Source organism: Pseudomonas fluorescens, from assembly GCF_002022275.1.
Taxonomy (GTDB): domain Bacteria; phylum Pseudomonadota; class Gammaproteobacteria; order Pseudomonadales; family Pseudomonadaceae; genus Aquipseudomonas; species Aquipseudomonas fluorescens_AJ.
In genome coordinates this window covers 116628-140803 of the sequence record NZ_MSDF01000025.1, presented here as the reverse complement: position 1 = coordinate 140803, position 24176 = coordinate 116628, and the positions used below count along the sequence as shown (strand labels likewise).

Genomic DNA, 24176 nt, shown 5'->3' with positions numbered 1-24176 from the left:
AATCTGGTGCAGATTTTCTATAGCAGCCATCTCATGCCGTGGTGCTAGACGGTATTTGTCACCGAATCATTTTGTCAGAAAAAGCTGAAATTCGCAGCACAAACGCGCTGTGTCCTCAAATATTGCTTACCCACCCGGTAGGGATTATCGTATTTGGATAGAAATTTGGACGATGCCGCTCATGCCGTCATGAGCAAGCAGCCCTGATCGCACACATCCAAAATACTGGCATATACACCTATGCATGAACTAATGATGCAAAGGAGATGAGCTTTGGCATCCGCAGGGCATTACCCATACGCTGCAAAAAAGCCGTTAGCCCTGGTAAAACCTGGGCCAGATTAGAAATTTAAAACGGCGCAAGCAGTCTCAAGCGCAATTTAGGTTACGGAGATAAAGATACTCAACAGCCTATATGACCACCCCAGAGGGTCTGAAGTTGATCACACCGCCTCTCAACATGCCGGTATCAGCGCTCTGGCGGCTTCAACCGACTACGGGCGCGGGGCCTTATCAGCAAGGCCACCACAGGACCAATTGCCATGCCGACAACCAAAGACAACACCATGAAGACAGAAGCTGGAAGCTCCATGGTAGCCCACCCAAGGAACGACAGAGAAACGCCCTGCTGATTTTCCAGTACAAACCCCACAACTACCAACACGACAAACAATACCGCCAATACTAGAACAACGCGCTTAACCCCACGCATACCTTTCTCCCGCGTCAAAAAAACTCAGACTCCCTCTTCCTCGTCTTCGTTCACTCGGTCTCGTAACTCCTTGCCCGGCTTAAAGTGAGGCACAAATTTGCCATCCAGGCTGACGGACTGGCCGGTTTTCGGATTGCGGCCTACACGCGGCGCGCGATAATGCAGGGAAAAGCTGCCAAACCCTCGGATCTCAATACGATCCCCAGTAGCCAGACATTGGGACATTTGTTCAAGCATGGTCTTGATAGCCAGCTCCACATCCTTAGATGAGAGCAGCCCTTGATGGGTGACAATTCGTTCGATCAACTCCGACTTCGTCATATTTTTCCCTTCTTTTTCAAGCAGCTAGGAAAAGCGCTTCGAAGGTTTTAGCATGACTTGGTGAATTTGAACAGCCCGCGCATCAACTTATCTACTGGCGCGCTTGCCCCTGCAAAAATCACCGCACCTCTAATTACAGATCACCAGCATCGTCCGTGTAACTGCGCCTGCAGGGTTCCAGCCAAAAACATATTCGCTTTCGTCATCCTTTGCATCACTAGACCGGGTTACAACCTTGTAGCCCTGCATTTTGCACTCGCGGGCTGCGCGCTTCTCGCACTTCCCCCAATTAGAGCCCAGCCCTGAACAATCGATCTCGATGCCACTGACGCCGTGCCTGGCGTGAGTCTTTGCGCTGGTGGAGCACCCAGCAAGCAGCACCATTGCGAGAACTACAATCACCCTGTTCATTCAATTCCTTATTGATACGGCAATTTCGGGATAGCTTGCATTGAAACTATAGTCACTTCTGACACCTGGCTACGCCACGGGTTCTCAATTGTTGATTCAACGAATTTCAGGCACAAAAAAGGGCGACCGAAGTCGCCCTTTTTCTACAGCCTTACAGAACTTAGCTCTGTTTAGCCATTGCTTCGCGCAGCAGGGAGGCCATGGTGGTCTCGCCAGTTGCAGCAGCTTCTGGAGCCGATTTCAGGCTCTGCATAGCTTCTTTCTCTTCCACTTCGTCTTTCGACTTGATGGAGAGTTGGATCACGCGGCTCTTGCGGTCAACGCTGATGATCTTGGCTTCTACTTCCTGGCCTTCTTTCAGAACGTTACGCGCGTCTTCAACGCGGTCACGGCTGATTTCGGAGGCTTTCAGAGTCGCTTCGATATCGTCGGCCAGAACGATGATGGCGCCTTTGGCGTCAACTTCTTTCACAGTGCCTTTAACGATGGCGCCTTTGTCGTTAACCGAGACGTACTCGGAGAACGGATCGCTTTCCAGTTGCTTGATACCCAGGGAGATACGCTCGCGCTCTGGGTCAACCGACAGGATAACGGTGTCCAGCTCGTCGCCCTTCTTGAAACGACGAACAGCTTCTTCGCCCACTTCGTTCCAGGAGATGTCGGACAGGTGAACCAGGCCGTCGATGCCGCCGTCCAGACCAATGAAGATACCGAAATCGGTGATCGACTTGATGGTGCCGGAGATTTTATCGCCCTTGTTGAACTGGCCAGAGAAATCTTCCCATGGGTTAGATTTGCACTGCTTGATGCCGAGGGAGATACGACGACGCTCTTCGTCGATGTCCAGAACCATAACTTCCACTTCGTCGCCGACTTGTACGACTTTCGAAGGGTGGATGTTTTTGTTGGTCCAGTCCATTTCGGAAACGTGTACCAGGCCTTCCACGCCTTCTTCCAGCTCAGCGAAGCAGCCGTAGTCGGTCAGGTTGGTAACACGCGCGGTTACGCGAGTGCTTTCCGGGTAACGGGCTTTGATAGCAACCCATGGATCTTCACCCAGTTGCTTCAGGCCCAGGGAAACACGGTTGCGTTCGCGATCGTATTTCAGAACCTTTACATCAATCTCGTCGCCAACGTTGACGATTTCGGAAGGATGCTTGATACGCTTCCAAGCCATGTCGGTAATGTGCAGCAGGCCATCGACGCCACCCAGATCGACGAATGCGCCGTAATCGGTGAGGTTTTTGACGATACCTTTGACTTGTTGGCCTTCCTGCAGGGATTCCAGCAGAGCTTCACGCTCGGCGGAGTTCTCTGCTTCCAGGACGCTGCGACGGGAAACGACAACGTTGTTGCGCTTCTGGTCGAGCTTGATGACCTTGAATTCGAGTTCTTTGCCTTCCAGGTGCGTGGTGTCGCGCACAGGACGAACGTCGACCAAAGAACCTGGCAGGAACGCACGGATGCCGTTAACGTCGACAGTGAAGCCGCCTTTAACCTTACCGTTGATAACGCCCTTGACCACTTCTTCAGCTGCGAAGGCTGCTTCGAGAACAATCCAGCATTCAGCGCGCTTGGCTTTTTCACGGGACAGCTTGGTTTCACCGAAACCGTCTTCAACCGAGTCCAGAGCAACGTGAACTTCGTCACCGACATTGATAGTCAGGTCACCAGCATCGTTGTAGAACTGTTCCAGCGGGATCAGAGCTTCAGACTTCAGACCAGCGTGAACGGTTACCCAGCGAGCTTGGTAATCGATATCAACGATAACACCGGTGATGATGGAGCCAGCCTGAAGGTTCAGGGTTTTTAGGCTTTCTTCAAAGAGTTCCGCAAAGCTTTCGCTCATTTTAATTCCTGTTGATAAGGGCGAAGAATACGCCCATCTCCACACCCCAGACGGTGTGGGTCAGTTTCAATTAAAAGAAGCACCACAGGACTATGACTGGTCCCCTGCGGCCTTCTTGGTCACCCGGCAATATCGCGAATGGCGATTTCACTCAGAATGCGTTCCAGCACCTGCTCGATGGACAACTCCGTGGAATCCAGCTGTATGGCGTCAGCCGCCGGCTTGAGCGGGGCTACCGCACGCTGGGTGTCACGCTCATCGCGTGCACGGATCTCATCTAGCAGACTCGACAGACTAACACCATCGACTTTGCCCTTCAACTGCAAGTAACGGCGGCGAGCCCGCTCCTCGGCGCTGGCGGTCAGGAAAATCTTCAGCGGCGCCTCTGGAAACACGACCGTGCCCATGTCGCGGCCATCGGCCACCAGGCCCGGCGGTTCCTGAAAGGCCCGCTGGCGCTGCAGCAATGCGTCACGCACGGCCGGCAGCGCGGCAACCTGGGAGGCCCAGGAACCGACTTGCTCATTACGCAGGTCGTCGGTTACATCGTCCCCTTCGAGGATGATGCGCTGAGGATGACCTTCCGTCGCCCCGACGAACTGTACATCCAGGTGCGCCGCCAACAGCTTCAGAGACTCTTCGTTGGTCAGGTCAACGCCATGGTTGCGCGCAGCAAACGCCAGCAGGCGGTACAGCGCGCCGGAGTCGAGCAGGCACCAGCCAAGGCGCTTGGCCAGAATGCCGGCGATCGTGCCTTTGCCCGAGCCGCTTGGCCCGTCGATGGTAATCACCGGTGCTTTGATATTCACAATTGAGCCTCTTGGGCAACACGGATGCCGACATGGGCACACAGTGTAAGAAAATTCGGAAAAGACGTAGCAACATTGGCGCAGTCACGGATACGAATCGGCGCCGCCGCCCGCAGGGAAGCCACGCTGAACGCCATGGCAACCCGGTGATCGCCATGGGCATGGACTTCACCACCGCCCAGCAGGCCACCGTCAATGATAATCCCATCAGGCGTCGGTTCACACTTCACACCCAGCGCCAACAGACCATCGGCCATGACCTGAATACGATCAGACTCTTTGACCCGCAGCTCTTGCGCGCCGCGCAGCACAGTTCGCCCCTCGGCACAGGCCGCAGCAACAAACAACACGGGAAACTCATCGATAGCCAGCGGCACCAACGCCTCAGGTATCTCGATCCCTTTCAGCGCAGCGGCACGCACGCGCAAGTCGGCAACCGGCTCACCCCCGACTTCGCGTTGATTTTCCAGGGTGATATCCGCCCCCATCAAGCGCAGGATGTCGATCACACCGGTGCGTGTCGGGTTAACGCCCACATGCTCCAGCAACAGCTCGGAACCCTCGGCAATCGAAGCGGCGACCAGGAAGAACGCCGAAGAAGAAATATCCCCCGGCACTTCTATATGGGCAGCGGTCAACGCATGGCCCGACTCAACCGAAGCCGTAGCCCCTTGCACCTCAACCGGATACCCAAAGCCGCGCAGCATGCGCTCGGTATGGTCACGGGTCGGAGCCGGCTCAGTCACGCAGGTCTTGCCCTCGGCGTACAGACCAGCCAGCAACAGGCAGGATTTAACCTGCGCACTGGCCATAGGCATCGTATACGTCAGACCTTTCAACGCCTGACCGCCCCGAATCGTCAGCGGCGGGCGCCCCTCAGGCCCCGTCTCGATCTCGGCGCCCATTTCCCGCAGCGGCGTGGCCACGCGACTTATCGGGCGCTTTGACAACGAGGCATCACCGGTCAGAACACTGTCGAAACGCTGCGCCGCCAACAACCCGGACAACAGGCGCATCGACGTGCCGGAATTACCCAGATAAATCGGCCCCGGCGCCGGCTTCAAGCCATGCAAACCCACACCATGAATGGTGACGCGCCCATGATGCGGCCCTTCAATCACCACGCCCATGTCGCGAAATGCCTGCAACGTCGCCAGGGCATCTTCGCCCTCAAGGAAACCTTCGACCTCGGTCACCCCTTCGGCCAAGGAGCCCAGCATGATCGACCGATGAGAGATCGACTTGTCACCCGGCACCCGGATACGCCCGCTCAAGCGGCCACCCGGGTTGGCGAGGAAGGTCAACTCATCAGCGTCCACAGCAGCTTCCATATAAGCCCGGCGTGCCAGGATCTTGCTGAAATGTTCACGCGCCACCCGCGCACGGGTGAACACGCCCAACAATTGATGGCCATCTCCGGCATCAACCGCATCGCGCAGGGCGTCGAGGTCACTGCGGAAGGTGTCCAGGGTGCGCAACACCGCCTCGCGGTTGGCGAGGAAGATGTCGTGCCACATCACCGGATCGCTGCCGGCAATGCGCGTAAAATCGCGAAAGCCACCGGCGGCGTAACGGAAAATCTCGAGGTTTTCATTGCGCTTGGCCAAAGAGTCCACCAAGCCAAAGGCCAGCAAATGCGGCAGATGACTGGTCGCCGCCAGCACTTCGTCGTGACGCTCGACCTGCATGTGCTCGACATCCGCCCCCAGCTCGCGCCACAGACGATCTACCACCACCAATGCGGCCGGATCGGTCTGCTCAAGCGGCGTCAGGATGACCTTGTGGCGGCGGAACAGTTGCGAATTGGACGCCTCCACCCCGCTTTGCTCGGAACCGGCAATCGGATGGCCCGGCACAAACCGCGCCGGCATGCCGCCAAACGCCAATTGCGCCGCGCGCACCACATTGCCCTTGGCACTGCCGACGTCCGTCAGGATCGCCTGGCCGAGGTCCATACCCGCCAACAACGCCAGCATTTTCTCCATGGCCAGGATCGGCACGGCGAGCTGGATCACGTCAGCGCCCTGGCACGCACGCGCCAGGTCAGCCTCACAGCGGTCTACCACACCCAACTCAACCGCCAACTCTCGCGATCGCGGGTCCAGGTCCACCCCCACCACTTCGCCACACAGCCCGCTTTCGCGCAGGCCTTTGGCGAAGGAGCCACCGATCAACCCCAGACCGACCACCACCAGGCGACCGATCATAGGCACAGCAGGTTGCAATGCAGTGACATCAACCACGAGCCAGAACCTTGGCCAGCGCCTCGAGGAAGCGGGCGTTTTCGGCCGGCAAGCCGATGGTGATGCGCAGGTGGTTCGGCATGCCGTAATTAGCCGTCGGGCGCACGATCACGCCTTCACGCAACAAGCCCTGGAACACCGGGGCCGCTACTTGGCCGAGGTCGACGCAGATGAAGTTGCCTTTGGACGGGATCCAGCCCAAGCCCAACTCACGAAAACCGTCCTGCAACTGCAGCATGCCGGTTTCGTTGATGCGACGGCCTTCTGCCAGGTACTCGGCATCCTGCACCGCAGCGCATGCCGCCGCCAGCGCGAGGCTGTTGACGTTGAACGGCTGGCGCACGCGGTTCAGCACATCGGCTACCACCGCAGTAGACAGGCCGTAGCCGACACGCAGCGACGCCAGGCCGTAAGCCTTGGAGAATGTGCGAGAGACCAGCAGGTTGGGGTAAGCCGCGAGGAAATCCAGGCCATCCGGCAGGTCGCCGCCTTCGGCGTACTCGATGTAAGCCTCGTCCAGCACCACCAGCACGTGCGCCGGCACGTCCTGCAGGAAGTGGTTCAACGCCTTGGCGTCGAACCAGGTGCCGGTCGGGTTGTTCGGGTTGGCGATAAACACCACGCGGGTTTGCGCGTCGATGGCTGCCAGCATGGCAGGCAGGTCGTGACCCCAATCCTTCGCAGGAACAACATGAGCGTCAGCACCCACGGCCTGAGTCACGATCGGATAGACCGCAAACGCATGCTCGCTGAACACCGCATTCAGGCCGGGCGCCAGGTAAGCGCGACCGACCAGCTCAAGAATGTCGTTAGAACCGTTGCCCAGGGTTACCTGGCTCAGCTCAACCCGGCACTTTTCCGCCAGCAGGGTCTTGAGTGCAAAACCATTGCCGTCGGGGTAGCGCGTCAGCTCGGCCAACTCATCACGAATCGCTGCCAACACTTTAGGGCTCGGGCCCAGCGGGTTTTCGTTACTGGCCAGCTTGACGATGTTCGCCGGGTCCAGGTTCAGCTCACGCGCCAGCTCGTCCACAGGCTTGCCCGGAACGTAAGGCGACAGTTGTTGCACGCCCGGCTGAGCCAGGGCGAGGAAGTTGCCACTCATGTTAAAGCCTCACAAAACCGCTTTCGGGTAAGAGCCCAGCACCTTGAGTGCCACGGCTTCCTGACTGATTTGCTCCAGCACACCTTTAACCAGCGGGTCGCGGTGATGGCCGATGAAGTCGATAAAGAACACATAAGTCCATTTACCACTGCGCGAAGGGCGAGTTTCGATGCGCGTCAGGTCAATCCCGTTGTCGTGGAACGGCACCAGCAGCTCATGCAGCGCGCCGGGCTTGTTGCTCATGGAGACGATGATCGAGGTCTTGTCGTCGCCGGTCGGCGGCACTTCCTGGCTGCCGATCATCAGGAAGCGCGTGGAGTTGTCCGGGCGGTCCTCGATTTTCTCGGCCAGGCGCGTCAGGCCATACAGGCCCGCGGCCATATCACCGGCAATCGCCGCCGAATTCCACTCACCCTTGACCCGCTTGGCGGCTTCGGCGTTGCTGGATACCGCCACGCGCTCGACATTCGGGTAATGCGCGTCCAGCCACTTGCGGCACTGCGCCAGCGACTGCGCGTGGGAGTAAATGCGACTGATGCTGTCGGTCTTGGTGTTCTCGCCCACCAACAGATGGTGGTGAATGCGCAGCTCGACTTCACCGCAGATCACCATGTCGTGTTCCAGGAAACTGTCGAGCGTGTGGTTGACCGCGCCTTCGGTGGAGTTTTCCACCGGCACCACGCCAAAATTCACCGCACCGGCCGCCACTTCACGGAACACTTCATCGATCGCCGCCATGGGCTTGCTGATCACCGCGTGGCCGAAATGCTTCATGGCCGCTGCCTGGGTGAAGGTGCCCTCCGGGCCGAGATAAGCCACTTTCAGCGGCTGCTCCAGCGCCAGGCACGAGGACATGATTTCACGGAACAACCGCGCCATCTCTTCGTTGCCCAACGGGCCCTTGTTGCGTTCCATCACGCGCTTGAGCACCTGGGCTTCACGCTCAGGCCGGTAAAATACCGGCACTTCGCCTTCGGCCAGGGACGCCATCTTTACACGTGCCACTTCCTGGGCACAGCGCGCGCGCTCACTGATCAGCTCCAGGACCTTCTCGTCCAGGCTGTCGATGCGTACACGCAGGGCCTTGAGTTCTTGCTCAGACATTAGCCGTGTTCCTTTTCGAACTCTGCCATGTAGGCAACCAGCGCGTTGATCGCGTGGATGTCGACAGCGTTGTAGATGGAGGCGCGCATGCCACCGACCGAACGGTGACCCTTGAGGTTCAGCAGGCCGCGTGCATCAGCGCCTGCCAGGAACGGCTTGTCGAGGCGGTCGTCAGCGAGGCGGAACGGCACGTTCATCCACGAGCGGTCGGTCAGGTTGATCGGGTTGCTGTACAGGCCGCTGGCGTCGATGAAGTCGTACAGGGTGCGCTTCTTCTCTTCGTTGAGCTTGCCCATGGCCGCCACGCCGCCCTGCTCTTTCAGCCACTCGAACACCAGGCCGGAGAGGTACCAGGCGAACGCCGGCGGGGTGTTGTACATCGAGCCGTTATCGGCTGCGACCTTGTAGTTGAGCATGGTCGGGCACAGCGAACGGGCGCGGCCCAGCAGGTCTTCGCGGATGATGTTGACCAGAATGCCGCTCGGGCCGATGTTCTTCTGGGCACCGGCGTAGATCATGCCGTATTTGGACACGTCGATCGGGCGCGAGAGGATGTCCGAAGACATGTCGCACACCAACGGCACGTCGCCGACTTCCGGCACCCAGTCAAATTCCAGGCCGCCAATGGTTTCGTTCGCCACGTAGTGCACGTAGGCGGCGTCCTTCGACAGCTTCCACTCGTTCTGACCGGGGATGGCGAAGTAGTCGTAAGGCTTCGCAGTGCCCGCCACATTGACGTGACCGTAGCGGGAGGCCTCTTCAATGGCCTTCTGACCCCAGATACCGGTATCGATATAGTCGGCCGTGCCCTCTTCCGGCAGCAGGTTCAGCGGAATCTGCGCGAACTGCTGGCTGGCGCCGCCCTGCAGGAACAGCACTTTGTAGTTGGACGGGATGCTCAGCAAGTCGCGCAGATCCTGCTCGGCCTTGGTGGCGATTGATACAAACTCATCGCTGCGATGGCTCATTTCCATCACGGAGAGGCCTTTTCCATGCCAGTCGAGGAGTTCACCCTGCGCACGCTGCAGGACTGCTTCAGGAAGCGCCGCGGGACCGGCACAGAAGTTATAGGCTCTCTTGCTCACATCCAATCTCACTCTGATCTGGTGGGGCTGCAATCATGTTCGGCAACAACCTTTCTCTGGAGCGAACCACTGTGGGAGCTGGCTTGCCTGCGATACAGGCACCTCGGTAGTTCAGTGATACCGCGGTGATGCTATCGCAGGCAAGCCAGCTCCCACAGAGGCCGCGCCTGGACAAAGGTCGTGTATTTCATAAGGGACAAACAACAAGGGGGCGAATCTTCATCCGCCCCCTGTGTGTCCGCTTATTCCTGCGGTTCTTCTTCGTCTGCGGCAGCATCGAGGGTTGGCTCGTCGACGTTGTCATCGCCCGTTGCGATCACCTCGCCTTCAAACGCTTCACCTTCCAGCTCTTCGCCTTCAACTTCCGACGGCTCCTGCACACGCTCCAGGCCCACCAGGGTTTCGTCGCTGGCCAGCTTGATCAGCGTCACGCCCTGGGTGTTACGGCCCAGGCTCGACACTTCAGCCACTCGGGTACGTACCAGAGTGCCCTGGTCGGAAATCAGCATGATCTCCTCGCCATCGAGCACCTGCACCGCGCCAACCAGACGGCCGTTGCGGTCGTTGCTGACCATGGCGATAACGCCCTGACCGCCACGTTTGTACTCCGGGAACTCGCTGATGGCCGTACGCTTGCCATAACCACGCGCCGAAGCGGTGAGGATCTGGCTGCCTTCTTCCGGGATCAACATCGAAATCAGCTTCTGCCCTTCCGGCAGACGCATGCCGCGCACACCGCGAGCGGTACGGCCCATGGCGCGAACGTCGGATTCCTTGAAGCGCGTTACCTTGCCGCCGTCGGAGAACAGCATGACTTCACGCTCGCCATCGGTGATGGCAGCGCTGATCAGCACGTCGCCTTCGTCCAGTTCGAGGGCGATCAGGCCCACGCTGCGTTGACGGCTGAACGATTCCAGCGGGGTCTTCTTCACGGTGCCTTTGGCGGTCGCCATGAAGATGAAGTGACCTTCGGTGTACTCGTCAACCGGCAGCATGGTGGTGATGTATTCATCACTGTCCAGCGGCAGCAGGTTGACCAGCGGACGGCCACGGGCAGCGCGGGAGGCTTCCGGGATTTCGTAGGTTTTCAGCCAGTACACTTTGCCTTTGCTGGAGAACAGCAACAGCGTGGTGTGGCTGTTGGCGACCAGCAGGTGAGCGATGTAGTCCTCATCCTTGACGCCGGTAGCGGATTTGCCTTTACCGCCACGACGCTGAGCCTGGTACGCAGCCAGAGGCTGGGTCTTGGCATAACCACCGTGGGAGATGGTCACGACGCGCTCTTCTTCCGGGATCATGTCACCCAGGGTCAGGTCGAGGCGTGCATCCAGAATTTCAGTGCGGCGCACGTCGCCGTATTCGGCACGGATCACTTCCAGTTCTTCGCGGATCACTTCCATCAGGCGCACGGCGCTGTTGAGGATGCGGATCAGCTCGCCGATCTGGTTGAGAATCTCCTGGTACTCGGCCAGCAGCTTCTCGTGCTCCAGCCCGGTCAGGCGGTGCAGGCGCAGCTCCAGAATGGCCTGGGCCTGTTCCGGCGACAGGAAGTACTTGCCATCGCGCAGACCGTATTGCGGGTCCAGAGTCTCCGGGCGGCACGAGTCGGCACCGGCACGCTCAACCATCGCCACCACGGCGCTGGATTCCCATGGCATGTTGATCAGCGCTTCTTTGGCTTCCGACGGGGTCGGCGAAGCCTTGATCAGGGCGATCACCGGGTCGATGTTCGACAGCGCAACCGCCTGGCCTTCCAGGATGTGGCCGCGCTCGCGGGCCTTGCGCAGTTCGAACACGGTACGACGGGTGACGACTTCGCGACGGTGACGCACGAAGGCTTCCAGCAGATCCTTGAGGTTCAGGATGCGCGGGCGGCCATCGATCAGTGCAACCACGTTGATACCAAACACGCTTTGCAACTGGGTCTGGGCGTAGAGGTTGTTGAGGATCACCTCAGGCACTTCGCCACGGCGCAGCTCGATCACTACACGCATACCGTCTTTGTCGGACTCGTCGCGCAGCTCGGTGATGCCTTCCAGTTTCTTCTCTTTAACCAGCTCGGCGATCTTCTCGATCAGACGCGCCTTGTTCAGCTGGTAAGGCAGCTCGGTGATGACGATCTGCTGGCGGCCACCGACCTTGTCGATGTCTTCGATCATCGAGCGGGCGCGCATGTAAATGCGGCCGCGACCGGTGCGGTAGGCTTCGATGATGCCGGCGCGACCGTTAATGATCGCGGCGGTCGGGAAGTCCGGACCCGGGATGTATTGCATCAGCTCATCGACGGTCAGCTCGGGGTTGTCGATGAGGGCCAGGCAACCGTCGATGACTTCACCGAGGTTGTGCGGCGGGATGTTGGTGGCCATGCCCACGGCAATACCGCTGGAGCCGTTGACCAGCAGGTTGGGAATACGGGTCGGCATGACCGCCGGGATCATTTCGGTGCCGTCGTAGTTCGGCACCCAGTCCACGGTTTCTTTGTGCAGGTCAGCCAGCAGCTCGTGCGCCAGCTTGGTCATGCGCACTTCGGTGTATCGCATGGCCGCAGCGTTGTCGCCGTCGACCGAACCGAAGTTGCCCTGGCCGTCTACCAGCAGGTAGCGCAGGGAAAACGGCTGGGCCATCCGAACGATGGTGTCGTACACCGCAGTGTCGCCGTGAGGGTGATACTTACCGATCACGTCACCGACAACACGGGCAGATTTCTTGTACGGCTTGTTCCAGTCGTTACCCAGCTCGCTCATCGCGAACAGCACACGCCGGTGCACGGGCTTCAAGCCATCGCGCGCATCAGGCAGTGCCCGACCGACAATTACGCTCATCGCGTAGTCGAGGTAGGACTGTTTCAGCTCGTCTTCGATATTGACCGGGAGGATTTCTTTGGCCAGTTCGCCCATGAGAAGCCTGATTCCTTTTTCGGGTGAAACCTCGTCACATCCTATGGGACGAACGAAGCTCGCCGCTGCCGGCAGAGTGCCTGACAACGACTTACGACAAATCAACGAGTTATGACACGGATCTGCACGTTATGGGCAACCCCTCGGGGCGGCCCTGGAAACCGCCGGATGTTATCACAATCGCCGCCACGCACCTATCCCCCTGATGCGCATGGAGGCTAGTAATTTGACGGATGACAGGCTTGAGGGGGACGAGAGGGGCTCAGAAGTGGGGTGGCGTTATTTTTCGGGCTTGGATCCAAGGGTTTTATTGACTTAAATGGCCAATTGCAGGCAAGCCAGCTCCCACAGTTAGATCTGTGAACACTGTCCAATGTGGGAGCTGGCTTGCCTGCGATAGCGGACTCACAGGCGCCAAAGCCCTCAATGCAACCGTTTACGGCACATTAACTTGGCCAATTTGGCCGTATCCGGCCGCTCGACAATACCCTTCTCGGTCACGATCACATCAATCAGGTCGGCTGGCGTCACATCGAATACCGGGTTGAAAGCAGCAACCTCCAACCGCTGCCCCATCACGTCCAGCAACTCACCGGCATCGCGCTCTTCCAGCGCCACGTCATCGCCAGTTGCCATCATCAGATCCAAAGTCGAACTCGGCGCCACCACCATAAAGCGCACGCCGTGATGCATCGCGCACACCGCCAATTGATAGGTGCCGATCTTGCCGATCACATCACCATTGGCCGCAATGCAGTCTGCGCCGACAATTACCCACGTCACACCTTTGGTCTTGAGAATATGCGCGCCGGCCGAGTCGGCATTCACCGTCACCGGGATGCCCTCGCCCGCCAGCTCCCAGGCTGTCAGCCGCGAACCCTGTAGCCACGGGCGGGTTTCGTTGGCATAGACCTGCTCGACCATACCCTCAAGGAACGCCGCGCGAATCACCCCAAGGGCCGTGCCTACGCCGCCGGTCGCCAGTGCGCCCGCATTGCCGTGGGTCAAGATCGCCTGGGCATTGCCTTGGTGTTTGCGGATCAGCTCGACACCCAACTGCGCCATGGTCAGGTTAGCCTCCCGATCACTTTCATGGATCGCAATCGCCTCGGCTTCCAGCACCGCCACCGGGTCGGCGTGTTTCTTCACGCGATCCAGGCGGTCACGCATGCGCTTCAAGGCCCAGAACAGGTTGGACGCCGTAGGGCGGCTATCTGCCAACAGCGCGTAGTCTTCTTCCCACGCCGCCTGCCAGTCACCGCCTTCGGCAATGCGTTCCCGGGCGGCGAGCACCAGGCCGTAGGCTGCGCTGATGCCGATGGCCGGCGCGCCACGCACCACCATCGTGCGAATGGCGGCAGCCACGTCCTCAACCGTGGAGCACGCCACCCAGCTTTCGCGGGTCGGCAAGGCACGCTGATCGAGCAGGTGCAGCGCGCCATCCCGCCAATCGATGGCCTTCACTTTCTCCGCAGCCAACAGTCGGTCGCGCATCCCTTACCCCGCACTCATGAACAAAAGCCGCCGATTATAGCGATCCGCCAGCCGGGACGCTCGGGTATACTTCGCCCTTCTTTTATAGATGCCCGGGAAGAAGCCTGCGATGACCTCCACTGCCGCCCCGCTCGACGTGTTGCTGCTGCCCACCTGGCTGGTACCTGTCGAACCTGCCGGAGTGGTGCTCAAGGACCACGGCCTGGGCATTCGTGACGGGCGTATCGCCTTTATCGGGCCACGGGCTGAGGCCTTGAAGCTGGCGGCCAGCGAGGTGCGTGAACTGCCCGGCATGCTGCTCAGCCCCGGCCTGATCAACGCCCACGGCCATGCGGCGATGAGCCTGTTTCGCGGCCTCGCCGACGATTTGCCGCTGATGACCTGGCTGGAAAAACACATCTGGCCCGCCGAGGCCAAATGGGTCGATGAAGCCTTCGTGCGCGACGGCACTGACCTGGCCATCGCCGAGCAGCTCAAGGGTGGCATCACCTGCTTCTCCGACATGTACTTCTACCCCAAGGTGGCCAGCGACTGCGTGCACAACAGCGGCATGCGTGCGCAAATTGCGATTCCGATCCTCGACTTCCCGATCCCTGGCGCGAGCACGCCGGATGAGGCACTCCGTCAAGGCATCGAGCTGTTCGGCGACCTCAAGCACCACCCGCGTATCAAAGTCACCTTCGGCCCCCACGCGCCCTACACCGTGAGCGATGAAAACCTGGAGAAAATCCGCGTGATCGCCGAAGAACTGGATGCCTCCATCCATATGCACGTGCACGAAACCGCCTTCGAGGTGCAGCAAGCCGTCGAACAGACGGGCGAGCGCCCATTGGCGCGCCTGGGCCGCCTCGGGCTGCTCGGCCCGCGCTTCCAGGCCGTTCACATGACCCAAATCAGCGAAGATGACCTGGCTTTGCTGGTAGAAAGCAACACCAGCATCATTCATTGCCCGGAATCCAACCTGAAACTGGCCAGCGGCTTTTGCCCGGTGGAGCGTCTGTGGCAGGCTGGGGTCAATGTGGCGATCGGCACCGATGGCGCGGCCAGCAACAATGACCTCGACCTGCTGGGCGAAACCCGCACCGCCGCGATGCTGGCCAAGGCCGTCGCCGGTTCGGCCACCGCCCTCGACGCCCACCGCGCCCTGCGCATGGCCACGCTCAACGGTGCGCGCGCCATGGGCCTGGAAAGCGAGATCGGCTCGCTGGAGGTCGGCAAGGCCGCCGACATCGTCGCCTTTGATTTGTCGGGGCTGGCGCAACAACCGATCTACGATCCGGTCTCACAGCTTATATATGCCACCGGACGCGACTGCGTGAAACACCTGTGGGTCGCCGGCAAGCAATTGCTCGACGACCGGCAATTGACCCGCATGGATGAACAACAGTTGACCGCCACGGCCATTGCCTGGGGCCAACGCATCAGCGGGCACAGCGAATAACGACGGCGTTGAACGGGCACGTTCAGGGCTGACACACCGATTTATCAGATTTAGAGGATTCACCATGAGCAACGTCGACCACGCCGAAATCGCCAAATTCGAAGCCCTGGCCCACCGCTGGTGGGACCGCGAAAGCGAGTTCAAGCCCTTGCACGACATCAACCCGCTGCGGGTCAACTGGATTGACGAACGCGTCAACCTGGCCGGCAAAAAGGTGCTGGACGTGGGTTGCGGCGGCGGCATCCTCAGCGAAGCCATGGCCCAACGCGGCGCCACCGTGATGGGTATCGACATGGGCGAAGCGCCACTGGCCGTGGCTCAACTGCACCAGCTGGAATCCGGTGTCAACGTTGAGTACCGCCAGATCACGGCCGAAGACCTGGCCGAAGAAATGCCGGAACAGTTCGACGTAGTGACCTGCCTTGAGATGCTCGAGCACGTGCCGGACCCGTCCTCGGTGATCCGCGCCTGCTTCCGTATGGTCAAGCCGGGCGGCCAGGTGTTCTTCTCCACCATCAACCGCAACCCCAAGGCTTACCTGTTCGCGATCATCGGCGCCGAATACATCATGAAGTTGCTGCCACGCGGCACCCACGACTTCAAGAAATTCATCCGCCCAAGCGAGCTGGGCGCCTGGAGCCGTCAAGCTGGCCTGACCGTCAAAGACATCATCGGCCTGACCTACAACCCGCTGACCAAGCACTACAAACTGGCCAGCGACGTTGACGTCAACTACATGATCCAGACCCTGCGCGAGGAGTAAGCCTGTGAAGTTGCGAGCAGTTCTCTTCGATATGGATGGCACCCTGCTGGACACTGCACCGGACTTTATCGCCATCTGCCAGGCCATGCGCGCCGACCGTGGCCTTGAGCCGATCAACCCGCAGCACGTGCGTGATGAAATCTCCGGCGGTGCGCGGGCGATGGTGGCCGTGACCTTCTCGATGGACCCTGAATCCCCAGGCTTTGAAGACCTGCGCCAGGAGTTCCTCGAGCGCTACCTCAAGGGCTGCGCGATCCACAGCAAGCTGTTCGACGGCATGGCTGAATTGCTGGAGGACATCGAGAAATCCAACCTGGTATGGGGCGTGGTCACCAACAAGCCGCTGCGCTTTGCCGAACCGATCATGCAGCAGTTGGGCCTGGCCGAGCGATCGGCTCTGCTGATCTGCCCCGACCACGTGAAAAACAGCAAGCCGGACCCGGAGCCATTGATCCTGGCGTGCAAGATGCTCGACCTGGACCCGGCCAGCGTGTTGTTCGTGGGCGACGACCTGCGCGACATCGAGTCCGGCCGCGACGCCGGCACCCGCACTGCCGCGGTCACGTTCGGCTACATTCACCCCGACGACAACCCGCGCAACTGGGGTGCCGATGTGGTGGTGGACCACCCGCTGGAACTGCGCAAAGTGCTCGATAGCGCACTGTGCAGTTGCTGAAGGCTCGAAGCTCTCACAAACACTGAGGTCAATGTGGGAGCTGGCTTGCCTGCGATAGCGGTATGTCAGCCACTGCATAGGAGGCTGGATAACCGCTATCGCAGGCAAGCCAGCTCCCACAGGAAATGGATTCCACTTCAAGAGCTGTATCACCTTGAATTCTGTCGAGGCTATTTATGTTTGATTACTCCGCACGCCCAGAACTCCTAAAAGGCCGGGTCATCCTGGTGACCGGCGCCGGTCGCGGAATTGGCGCAGCCGCCGCGAAAACCTACGCCGCCCACGGCGCTACCGTGCTGTTGCTGGGCAAGACCGAAGCCAACCTGGCGCAGGTGTACGACGAGATCGAAGCCGCCGGCCAACCCCAGCCGGTGGTGATCCCGTTCAACCTGGAGACCGCCCTGCCCCATCAATACGATGAACTGGCGGCGATGATCGAAAAAGCGTTCGGCCACCTCGACGGCCTGCTGCACAACGCCTCGATCATCGGCCCGCGTACGCCGCTCGAACAGTTGTCCGGCGAGAACTTCATGCGGGTGATGCACGTGAACGTCAACGCGATGTTCATGCTCACGAGCACCCTGCTGCCACTGCTGAAGCTGTCACAGGATGCGTCGGTAGTGTTCACTTCCAGCAGCGTCGGGCGCAAAGGCCGGGCTTACTGGGGTGCGTATGGCGTGTCGAAGTTTGCGACGGAAGGCTTGATGCAAACCCTGGCCGATGAGCTGGAAGATGTGGCAGCGGTACGGTCAAACAGCATCAACCCGGGCGGCACGCGCACCAGCATGCGGGCGCAGGCGTATCCGGGAGAAAACCCGATGGAAAGGCCGTCGCCGGAAGAGATCATGCCGGTGTACCTGTACCTGATGGGGCCGGACAGTGCCGGTATCAACGGGCAGGCGTTTGACGCGCAGTAACCTCTGACACACAACAAACCCAATGTGTGAGCTCGCCACAGGTCTTATCCCACACAGGTTTACAGGTTTAGTTTTTCACCACTTCTTCCAGGGTGAACCGCCCCAGCGGGTTCTGCAGGAAGTTGCTCACATTCTTGCGTGAGATGTTGATGTACGGGCTGTAGTACAGGTCAATCCAGTTCACATCCTGTTTCGCCAGCTTCTGCAATTCCACATACATCTGCTCACGCTTCGCCGGGTCGGCCTCGATCCGGGCGGCCGCTACCAGTTCCTTGACCTTGTCGTTCTTGTAACGTGTCATGTAGTTCTGGTTGGTGTCATGGCCCAGCACAAAGGTGGTCTTCTGGTCCGGGTCGAGGATGTCGTTGGTCCAGTACATCACCGAAATATCGTACTCACCGTCCACCAGCATCTGCCAGCTTTGGGTCGGGTCGACCTTTTGCAGGTTGGCGGTCACGCCGACCTTGGCCAGTTGATCCTTGATGATCACCGCAATCTGCTCGTCGGCTTCGTTGCCGGCGTTGACTACGTAGTTGAGTTTCAAGTCCTGAGCACCAGCGTCGGCCAGCAGCTTCTTGGCGGCAGTCGGGTCGTACGGGCGTTGCAGGTTGTTGGCGTAGTGGTACAGCGAGCCCTTTGGAATGTAGGAATAGGCCACGGTGCCCTGACCGTAAGTGGCGGTCTTCACCAGCGATTGTTTGTCGATGGCCATGTCCAGCGCTTCGCGCACTTCCTTTTTTGCCAGCAGGCCGTGGGCGTGGTTGATCAGCAGGTGATCTTCGCGGGTCGACGGGTCGGAGTGGATCACCACGTTCTTGTCTTTCTTCAGCTCTTCAACCCGGGAGAACGGCACGAAAATCGCGGTGTCGAGTTCGTTGTTCTGCACCATGCGCATGCGGGTGTTGTCGTCAGTGACCGAGACCCACTCCACGCCATCCAGGCTCACTTTGCCGGCCTGCCAGAAGTTCGGGTTCTTCTTGAGGATCACGCGGTCGCCCTTGCGCCATTCCTCTACGGTAAACGCGCCGGAGGTCACCGGGTTTTCCGAATAGGCATCTTCCCCCATTTTGGTCATGGCTTTTTCCGACAGAATCGACACCGTCGGCGACGCCAATTGCGAGAGAAAGGCTACCGCCGGAGTTTTCAGGGTGACCACCAGGGTTTTCGGGTCCGACGCTTTGGCCGTGTTTATCAGGTTGAAGGGGTCGGCCCACAGCGAGGCCTTGTTGTCGCGGATACGCAACAGGCTGAATGCCGCATCGTCAGCAGTGATCGCAGAGCCATCGGAGAACTTCGCGTCACGCAGCTTGAAGGTGTAAGTCAGGCCATCCTTGGAAATGTCCCAGCTTTCGGCCAGGCCCGGCTCCATCTTGGTGCCCAGGTTATCCACGCGTACCAGGGTGTCGTAGACGTTGGCGAAAACCCAGGTGTCGCGGTTTTGTGCGCTTTTGATCGGATCAAACGTGGTGCTGTCTTCGCGGCAGCCGATGGTCAGCACACCGGCGGCTTGCGCCAACCCGGCAGTGAGGGACCAGGCGGTCAACGTAGCGGCGGCGAGCAACTTCAAGTGACGGGATTGCATGTCATAACTCCTTGTTCATGAATGGCAGGGAAGGTTCAAAGCAAAGGGTCTTCAAGCACGCAACTGTATCGATGCTCGTGCAGAAAATGGGTAGGCGGCAACACCACGGAACACATCGTCCGGGCATGCCGACAACGCGGGTGAAAGGCGCAGCCCGCAGGCAAATTCAGCGGGCTCGGAGGCTCACCGGGCAAAGGTTCTGCAGGCAAAGGCCGGTTCGGATCAATCTCGGGAATCGCCTCGATCAGCGCCGCCGTATACGGATGACGCGGCGAGGTAAACACCGCCTCCACCGGCCCTTCCTCGACGATCTTGCCCAGGTACATCACCGCCACGCGGTCACACAGGCGGCGCACGATGGCCAGGTCATGGGCGATAAACAGGATCGCCAGGTTCATGCGCTGTTGCAGTTCCAGCAGCAGGTTGATGATCTGGCCCTGAATCGACACATCCAGCGCCGCCACGCATTCATCGGCGATGATCAGCCGTGGCTCCACCGCCAGCGCCCGGGCGATGCCAACACGCTGGCATTGGCCGCCACTGAGGGAGCCGGGTTTGCGGGTGGCCAGCTCCGGGCGCAACCCCACCAGGTCGAGCAACTCGTTCACGCGCGCAGGGATCTGCGCAGGCGCGACCTTGCGCTGCACCCGCAGCACTTCGGCGAGGGTTTCGCCGATGGTATGGCGCGGGTTCAGCGCGGCGTACGGGTCCTGAAAGATCATCGCGGTTTCATGGCGCAGCCGGGCGATGTCGATGGCGCTGCCGTGGGCCATGTCGATGCCGTCGAACAGCACCTGCCCGGCGCTGATCGGGTTGAGGTGCAGAATCGCCCGGCCCAGGGTGCTTTTGCCGCTGCCGGACTCGCCCACCAATCCCAGCGTTTCGCCTGCCGCCAGGTTCAGCGAGACCCCGTTCACCGCCCTCACCCACTGTTTGTTCAGGCCAAACAACCCCGAGCCCGACGCGGCAAACTTCACCTCAAGGTCTTTGATCTGCAACAGGCTCATGAATCGACTCCCAGCGGGTAGTGACAGGCCACGCGCGCGCCTTCGGGCAGCAACTCGGTGCACAAGGCGCCGGCCTGCGGGCAGCGCGGGTTGAAGCGGCAACCGGCGGGCAACGCATCCAGCAACGGCGGCTGGCCGGGGATGGTGCGCAGCAAGGCGTGGCCACTGCTGTGGGCGGGCTGGCAATCGATCAGGCCGGCGGTGTACGGGTGTTGCGGATGAGCCAGCAGGTCGTATTTGCTGCCGTGTTCGCACAGGCGCCCGGCGTACATCACGGCGATGCTGTCACAGGTTTGTGCCACTACGCCGAGGTCATGGGTAATCATGATGATCGACAGGCCGCGTGCGTCGCGCAGGTCCAGCAACAGCCGCAAAATTTGCGCCTGCACCGTCACATCAAGGGCCGTGGTCGGCTCGTCGGCGATCAGCACCGTCGGGTTGCAACCCAAGGCCACGGCGATCATCGCGCGCTGGCGCATGCCACCGGAAAACTCGTGGGGGTAGTTGTCGACCCGCGCCTGCGGGTCGGGAATGCCCACTTGGCGCAGCACATCAATGGCGTGCAGGCGCGCGTCTTTTTTCGACACGCCTTGATGCAGACGAATGCCCTCGGCGATCTGATCACCAATGCGCATCAAGGGGTCGAGGTGGCTGCTGGGGTTCTGGAAAATCATGCCCAGTTGCCCACCCCGCACGGCGCGCATACCGGCCTCATCCAGTTGCAACAAGTCTTTACCCGCCAGGCACACCGAACCGCCCTGCACGCGCAGACTGGGCGATGGCAATAAACGCATCAGCCCGCGACAGGCCAGGGTCTTGCCCGAACCACTCTCGCCGACCAGCCCAAGAATTTCACCTTCGGCAAGGTCAAAGGACACGCGGTCAACCAGGGTGACATCACGCCCGGCGTTGTTGGCGATCACGCTGAGGTCGCGCACCTGCAGCAGGCTCATGAGCGATCCCCCAGCACTTGCGCCACGCCATCGGCGAGCAGGCTGAAGCCCATGGCCAGGGTCACGATGGCCAGCCCCGGAAACGTACAGATCCACCATGCGGTGGTGATGAACGCCTGCCCTTCGGCGACCATCGTGCCCCACTCGGCGGTCGGCGGTTGCACGCCCAAGCCCAGGTAACTCACGGCGGCGCCATTGAGCAGCACCAACACCGCGTCCGACATCGAAAACACAATCGAGCCGAACATCGCATTCGGCAACAAATGCCGAAACAGAATGCGCCCATGACCAAAGCCCAGGCTTCTGGCGGCCAGGGCAAACTCGCTTTCCTTGAGCACCAGGATTTGCGAGCGGATCAGCCGCGCATACGAGACCCAGCCCACCAGCGCCATGGCGATATAAAAACTCTTCAAGCCCGGCCCGAGGATGGCCATGATCGCCAGCATGAGCACCAGGAACGGAAAAGCCAGAATCACGTCGATCACGCGCATGCAGAAGCTGTCGAAACGCCCGCCGATGTAGCCGGAAACCGCGCCGACAAAGGTGCCGATCATGAACGGAAAGATCACGCCAATAACGGCCAGTTGCAGGTCGATTCGCGCGCCCCAGATGACCCTCGAAAGAATATCCCGGCCATAGTTATCCGTGCCGAATGGATGGGCGAAGCCTGGGACCAACAAGCTCAAATCGGTGTTCTGGGCAATCGGGTCATAGGGCGCGATCCACGGCGCAAACAGCGCGAGGGCAAACCACGTGAACAGGATCAACAAGCCCCACGCAGCGGTCAGCCGGCCGTTGCGAAAACCAAAACGCAGGCGCAAACGCCAGGGGGCAATCAGTGGGCGGCTGCTCATTGCATCTTCACCCGCGGATCGAGGGCGACCGTTGCCACGTCAGCCAGGAAGTTGACCACCACCGTCGCGCACGCCAGCACCATCGCCACGCCCTGCACCACCATGTAGTCGCGCGTGAAGATCCCGCGCACCAGCAACTGGCCGATGCCGGGAATCGCAAACAGGCTTTCGATCACCACCGTGCCGCTGATCAACCAACCGATATTCACCGCCAGCAGGTTGACCGCCGGCACCAAAGAGTTGGGCAGCACATGGCGGCGGAACACGGCGGCCTCCGACAACCCGCGCGCCCGCGCAGCGGTGACGTGGTCAGCCTGCAATTCCATCAACATGCTCGCGCGCAAATTGCGCACCAGCACCGCCGAGAGCGCCAGCGCGATCGTCAGGCACGGCAGCACCATGTGATGGGCCTTGTCGATAACGGTGCGCCCGTAACCGGACACCGGAAACAAGCCCCACTGCACACTCAGCAACAAAATCAGCATCAAACCCAGCCAGAACGCCGGCATGCCCAAGCCGACCGTGGTGAACACGCGGATCAGGTTATCCGCCCACCCGCCTTTATTGCGCGCCGCCACTGTCGCCAGCGGCACCGCGATCAACAGCGCCAGCACCACACTGCCAAGCACCAGCACCAGGGTTGGCTCGATACGCGTGACGATCAGCTTCAACGCGTCGACCTTATAGAGCAGCGACTGGCCGAGATCGCCCTTGAGCAGGTTCTTCAGAAAGTAGAAATATTGCAGCCACAGCGGTTGGTCGAGGCCGTACTGGGCGCGGATTTTCAGCAAGGCGTCCGGCGTGCTGCGTGAGCCCAGCAGCGCACGCGCCGGGTCGCCGGGAATCGAGCGCACCAGCACAAAGGTGATCAGGCTGATGCCAAACAGCACCGGCAGCAATTGCAGCGGCCGGGACAGCACAAAACGATAACGCGCCAGGTTCATCCGTCAGCCCCGGTGACGCGCGAGGAAGTCCAGCAACACCGGGAAGTACGCTTGGGGCTCCTCATAAAACGGCATATGGCTACTGTTGGGAAACACATGCAATTCGGCATGTTTGGCCGCCAGTTTCATCCGGTGGGCGCAGGCCGGGGTGAGTTCGTCGTGCTGGCCAGTGGTGATCAGCATCGGCATGCTGAACTCGGCCATCTCCTTGATGCGGTTCCAGTCCTTGAGGTTGCCGATGTAGAGGAATTCGTTGGGGCCCTGCATGGTCTCGTAAGGGCCCATGTTCCAGTCATCGAGAGAACGTTTGACCGGCGCCGGCCACTCGTCCAGACGGCAGACATGGCGGTAGTTGAGCAAGGTGATCGCGGCCTGGTACTGCGGGTGATCCAGCGTGCCCATGGCTTCATGGCGCTGCATCATCGCCACGGTTTCGCTGCCCAGTGCGCCGCGCAGGCGCTCGAGCTCTTGAGACAGGTGCGGAATGTCGCCGACGGTGTTTTCCAGGATCAGGCTTTTCAGCGCGTCGGGGTAATGGATGGCGTATTCAATGCCGAGCCAGCCGCCCCAGGAATGCCCCAGCAAATGCACGCGGCCCAAGCCCAAGGTCTGGCGCACGGTTTCGACTTCTTCGACATAACGGCCGATTTCCCACAGGGAAACGTCGGTGGGTCTGGCTGATGCGCCGGTGCCAAGCTGGTCGAATGCAACCACTCGCAGGTTATGGTCTTTGAGCCAGCCATGGGCGTCGCGCAAGTAGTCACAGGGCAGGCCCGGGCCGCCGTTGAGACACAAGAGCACCTCATCGCCTTCGCCAAAGCTGTAGACCACGAGGTTATGGCCGTCGACTCTCACGTTGTATTGCTGGTCGGGGGCAATTTCACGCCACATGCATACATTCCTTGTGTTGTATCGGCCTGGCAGGTAGCGGCCGTTTATCAGGCCAACACTACCGAGGATGCCGCGCGTCCATAACCTGGTATTTCTTATAGGTTTGGCCTGGCAGTCC

The 24176-nt window shown here is 60.2% G+C and carries 21 protein-coding genes; 4 read left to right on the top strand and 17 right to left on the bottom strand.

The features are described 5' to 3' along the window. Positions 1–469 precede the first annotated feature (469 nt). From BFW87_RS20010 to mtnA, 11 genes are all read right to left on the bottom strand, one after another. Positions 470–712, bottom strand: a complete 243-nt coding sequence (locus BFW87_RS20010) for a lipopolysaccharide assembly protein LapA domain-containing protein (RefSeq protein WP_078741453.1) — start codon at positions 710–712, stop codon at positions 470–472. A gap of 24 nt (positions 713–736) precedes the next feature. Continuing rightward, positions 737–1033 (bottom strand): integration host factor subunit beta, encoded by a 297-nt coding sequence (gene ihfB, locus BFW87_RS20005; RefSeq protein ID WP_003218804.1) that lies wholly within the window; start codon positions 1031–1033, stop codon positions 737–739. A 129-nt stretch (positions 1034–1162) separates the two neighbouring features. Next, on the bottom strand, positions 1163–1444 hold the full coding sequence (locus tag BFW87_RS32335) for a hypothetical protein (protein ID WP_078741452.1): 282 nt from the start codon (positions 1442–1444) through the stop codon (positions 1163–1165). A gap of 160 nt (positions 1445–1604) precedes the next feature. Then, positions 1605–3293 (bottom strand): 30S ribosomal protein S1, encoded by a 1689-nt coding sequence (gene rpsA, locus BFW87_RS19995; RefSeq protein WP_078741451.1) that lies wholly within the window; start codon positions 3291–3293, stop codon positions 1605–1607. A 119-nt stretch (positions 3294–3412) separates the two neighbouring features. Further along, positions 3413–4102 (bottom strand): (d)CMP kinase, encoded by a 690-nt coding sequence (cmk, locus tag BFW87_RS19990; RefSeq protein ID WP_003172653.1) that lies wholly within the window; start codon positions 4100–4102, stop codon positions 3413–3415. Further along, positions 4099–6309: a bifunctional prephenate dehydrogenase/3-phosphoshikimate 1-carboxyvinyltransferase gene (locus BFW87_RS19985; protein WP_254865920.1), complete on the bottom strand. Its 2211-nt coding sequence runs from the start codon at positions 6307–6309 to the stop codon at positions 4099–4101. Before BFW87_RS19985 ends, cmk begins: the two co-directional genes overlap by 4 nt. 28 nt (positions 6310–6337) lie before the next feature. Further along, on the bottom strand, positions 6338–7450 hold the full coding sequence (gene hisC / locus BFW87_RS19980) for a histidinol-phosphate transaminase (protein WP_078741449.1): 1113 nt from the start codon (positions 7448–7450) through the stop codon (positions 6338–6340). A gap of 9 nt (positions 7451–7459) precedes the next feature. After that, on the bottom strand, positions 7460–8554 hold the full coding sequence (gene pheA, locus BFW87_RS19975) for a prephenate dehydratase (RefSeq protein WP_078741448.1): 1095 nt from the start codon (positions 8552–8554) through the stop codon (positions 7460–7462). Next, complete coding sequence (serC, locus tag BFW87_RS19970; protein WP_078741447.1) at positions 8554–9639, bottom strand: 3-phosphoserine/phosphohydroxythreonine transaminase; 1086 nt, start codon at positions 9637–9639, stop codon at positions 8554–8556. Before serC ends, pheA begins: the two co-directional genes overlap by 1 nt. A 242-nt stretch (positions 9640–9881) precedes the next feature. Further along, complete coding sequence (gene gyrA, locus BFW87_RS19965; protein ID WP_078741446.1) at positions 9882–12536, bottom strand: DNA gyrase subunit A; 2655 nt, start codon at positions 12534–12536, stop codon at positions 9882–9884. A gap of 423 nt (positions 12537–12959) precedes the next feature. After that, positions 12960–14030: an S-methyl-5-thioribose-1-phosphate isomerase gene (mtnA, locus tag BFW87_RS19960; protein ID WP_078741445.1), complete on the bottom strand. Its 1071-nt coding sequence runs from the start codon at positions 14028–14030 to the stop codon at positions 12960–12962. Positions 14031–14139: 109 nt separating this feature from the next. On the opposite strand from mtnA, the gene BFW87_RS19955 reads away from it, so the two are divergent. The 4 genes from BFW87_RS19955 (at position 14140) to BFW87_RS19940 (ending at position 17827) form a co-directional block, all read left to right on the top strand. Then, positions 14140–15471 (top strand): TRZ/ATZ family hydrolase, encoded by a 1332-nt coding sequence (locus BFW87_RS19955; RefSeq protein WP_078741444.1) that lies wholly within the window; start codon positions 14140–14142, stop codon positions 15469–15471. A 64-nt stretch (positions 15472–15535) separates the two neighbouring features. Beyond that, positions 15536–16234, top strand: coding sequence for a bifunctional 2-polyprenyl-6-hydroxyphenol methylase/3-demethylubiquinol 3-O-methyltransferase UbiG (gene ubiG, locus BFW87_RS19950; protein WP_017734479.1), 699 nt, complete (start codon positions 15536–15538; stop codon positions 16232–16234). A gap of 4 nt (positions 16235–16238) precedes the next feature. After that, positions 16239–16910: an N-acetylmuramic acid 6-phosphate phosphatase MupP gene (gene mupP, locus BFW87_RS19945; RefSeq protein ID WP_078741443.1), complete on the top strand. Its 672-nt coding sequence runs from the start codon at positions 16239–16241 to the stop codon at positions 16908–16910. Between the two features lie 176 nt (positions 16911–17086). Next, on the top strand, positions 17087–17827 hold the full coding sequence (locus tag BFW87_RS19940) for a YciK family oxidoreductase (RefSeq protein ID WP_078741442.1): 741 nt from the start codon (positions 17087–17089) through the stop codon (positions 17825–17827). A 67-nt stretch (positions 17828–17894) separates the two neighbouring features. On the opposite strand, the gene BFW87_RS19935 is transcribed toward BFW87_RS19940, so the two are convergent. The 6 genes from BFW87_RS19935 to BFW87_RS19910 are packed head-to-tail and all read right to left on the bottom strand — an operon-like array spanning position 17895 to position 24058. Further along, a complete protein-coding gene (locus BFW87_RS19935; RefSeq protein WP_078741441.1) occupies positions 17895–19409 on the bottom strand; it encodes an ABC transporter substrate-binding protein in 1515 nt (504 codons plus the stop codon). Positions 19410–19444: 35 nt separating this feature from the next. After that, positions 19445–20416: an ABC transporter ATP-binding protein gene (locus BFW87_RS19930; protein WP_078741440.1), complete on the bottom strand. Its 972-nt coding sequence runs from the start codon at positions 20414–20416 to the stop codon at positions 19445–19447. Then, complete coding sequence (locus BFW87_RS19925; protein WP_078741439.1) at positions 20413–21369, bottom strand: ABC transporter ATP-binding protein; 957 nt, start codon at positions 21367–21369, stop codon at positions 20413–20415. The genes BFW87_RS19930 and BFW87_RS19925 overlap by 4 nt, the downstream gene beginning before the upstream one ends. Further along, positions 21366–22223 (bottom strand): ABC transporter permease, encoded by an 858-nt coding sequence (locus BFW87_RS19920; RefSeq protein ID WP_078741438.1) that lies wholly within the window; start codon positions 22221–22223, stop codon positions 21366–21368. The genes BFW87_RS19925 and BFW87_RS19920 overlap by 4 nt, the downstream gene beginning before the upstream one ends. Further along, positions 22220–23167, bottom strand: coding sequence for an ABC transporter permease (locus BFW87_RS19915; RefSeq protein WP_078741437.1), 948 nt, complete (start codon positions 23165–23167; stop codon positions 22220–22222). The genes BFW87_RS19920 and BFW87_RS19915 overlap by 4 nt, the downstream gene beginning before the upstream one ends. 3 nt (positions 23168–23170) lie before the next feature. After that, entirely contained in the window at positions 23171–24058 is an 888-nt protein-coding gene (locus tag BFW87_RS19910; protein WP_078741436.1) for a proline iminopeptidase-family hydrolase, read from the bottom strand. Between the last annotated feature and the right edge of the window lie 118 nt (positions 24059–24176).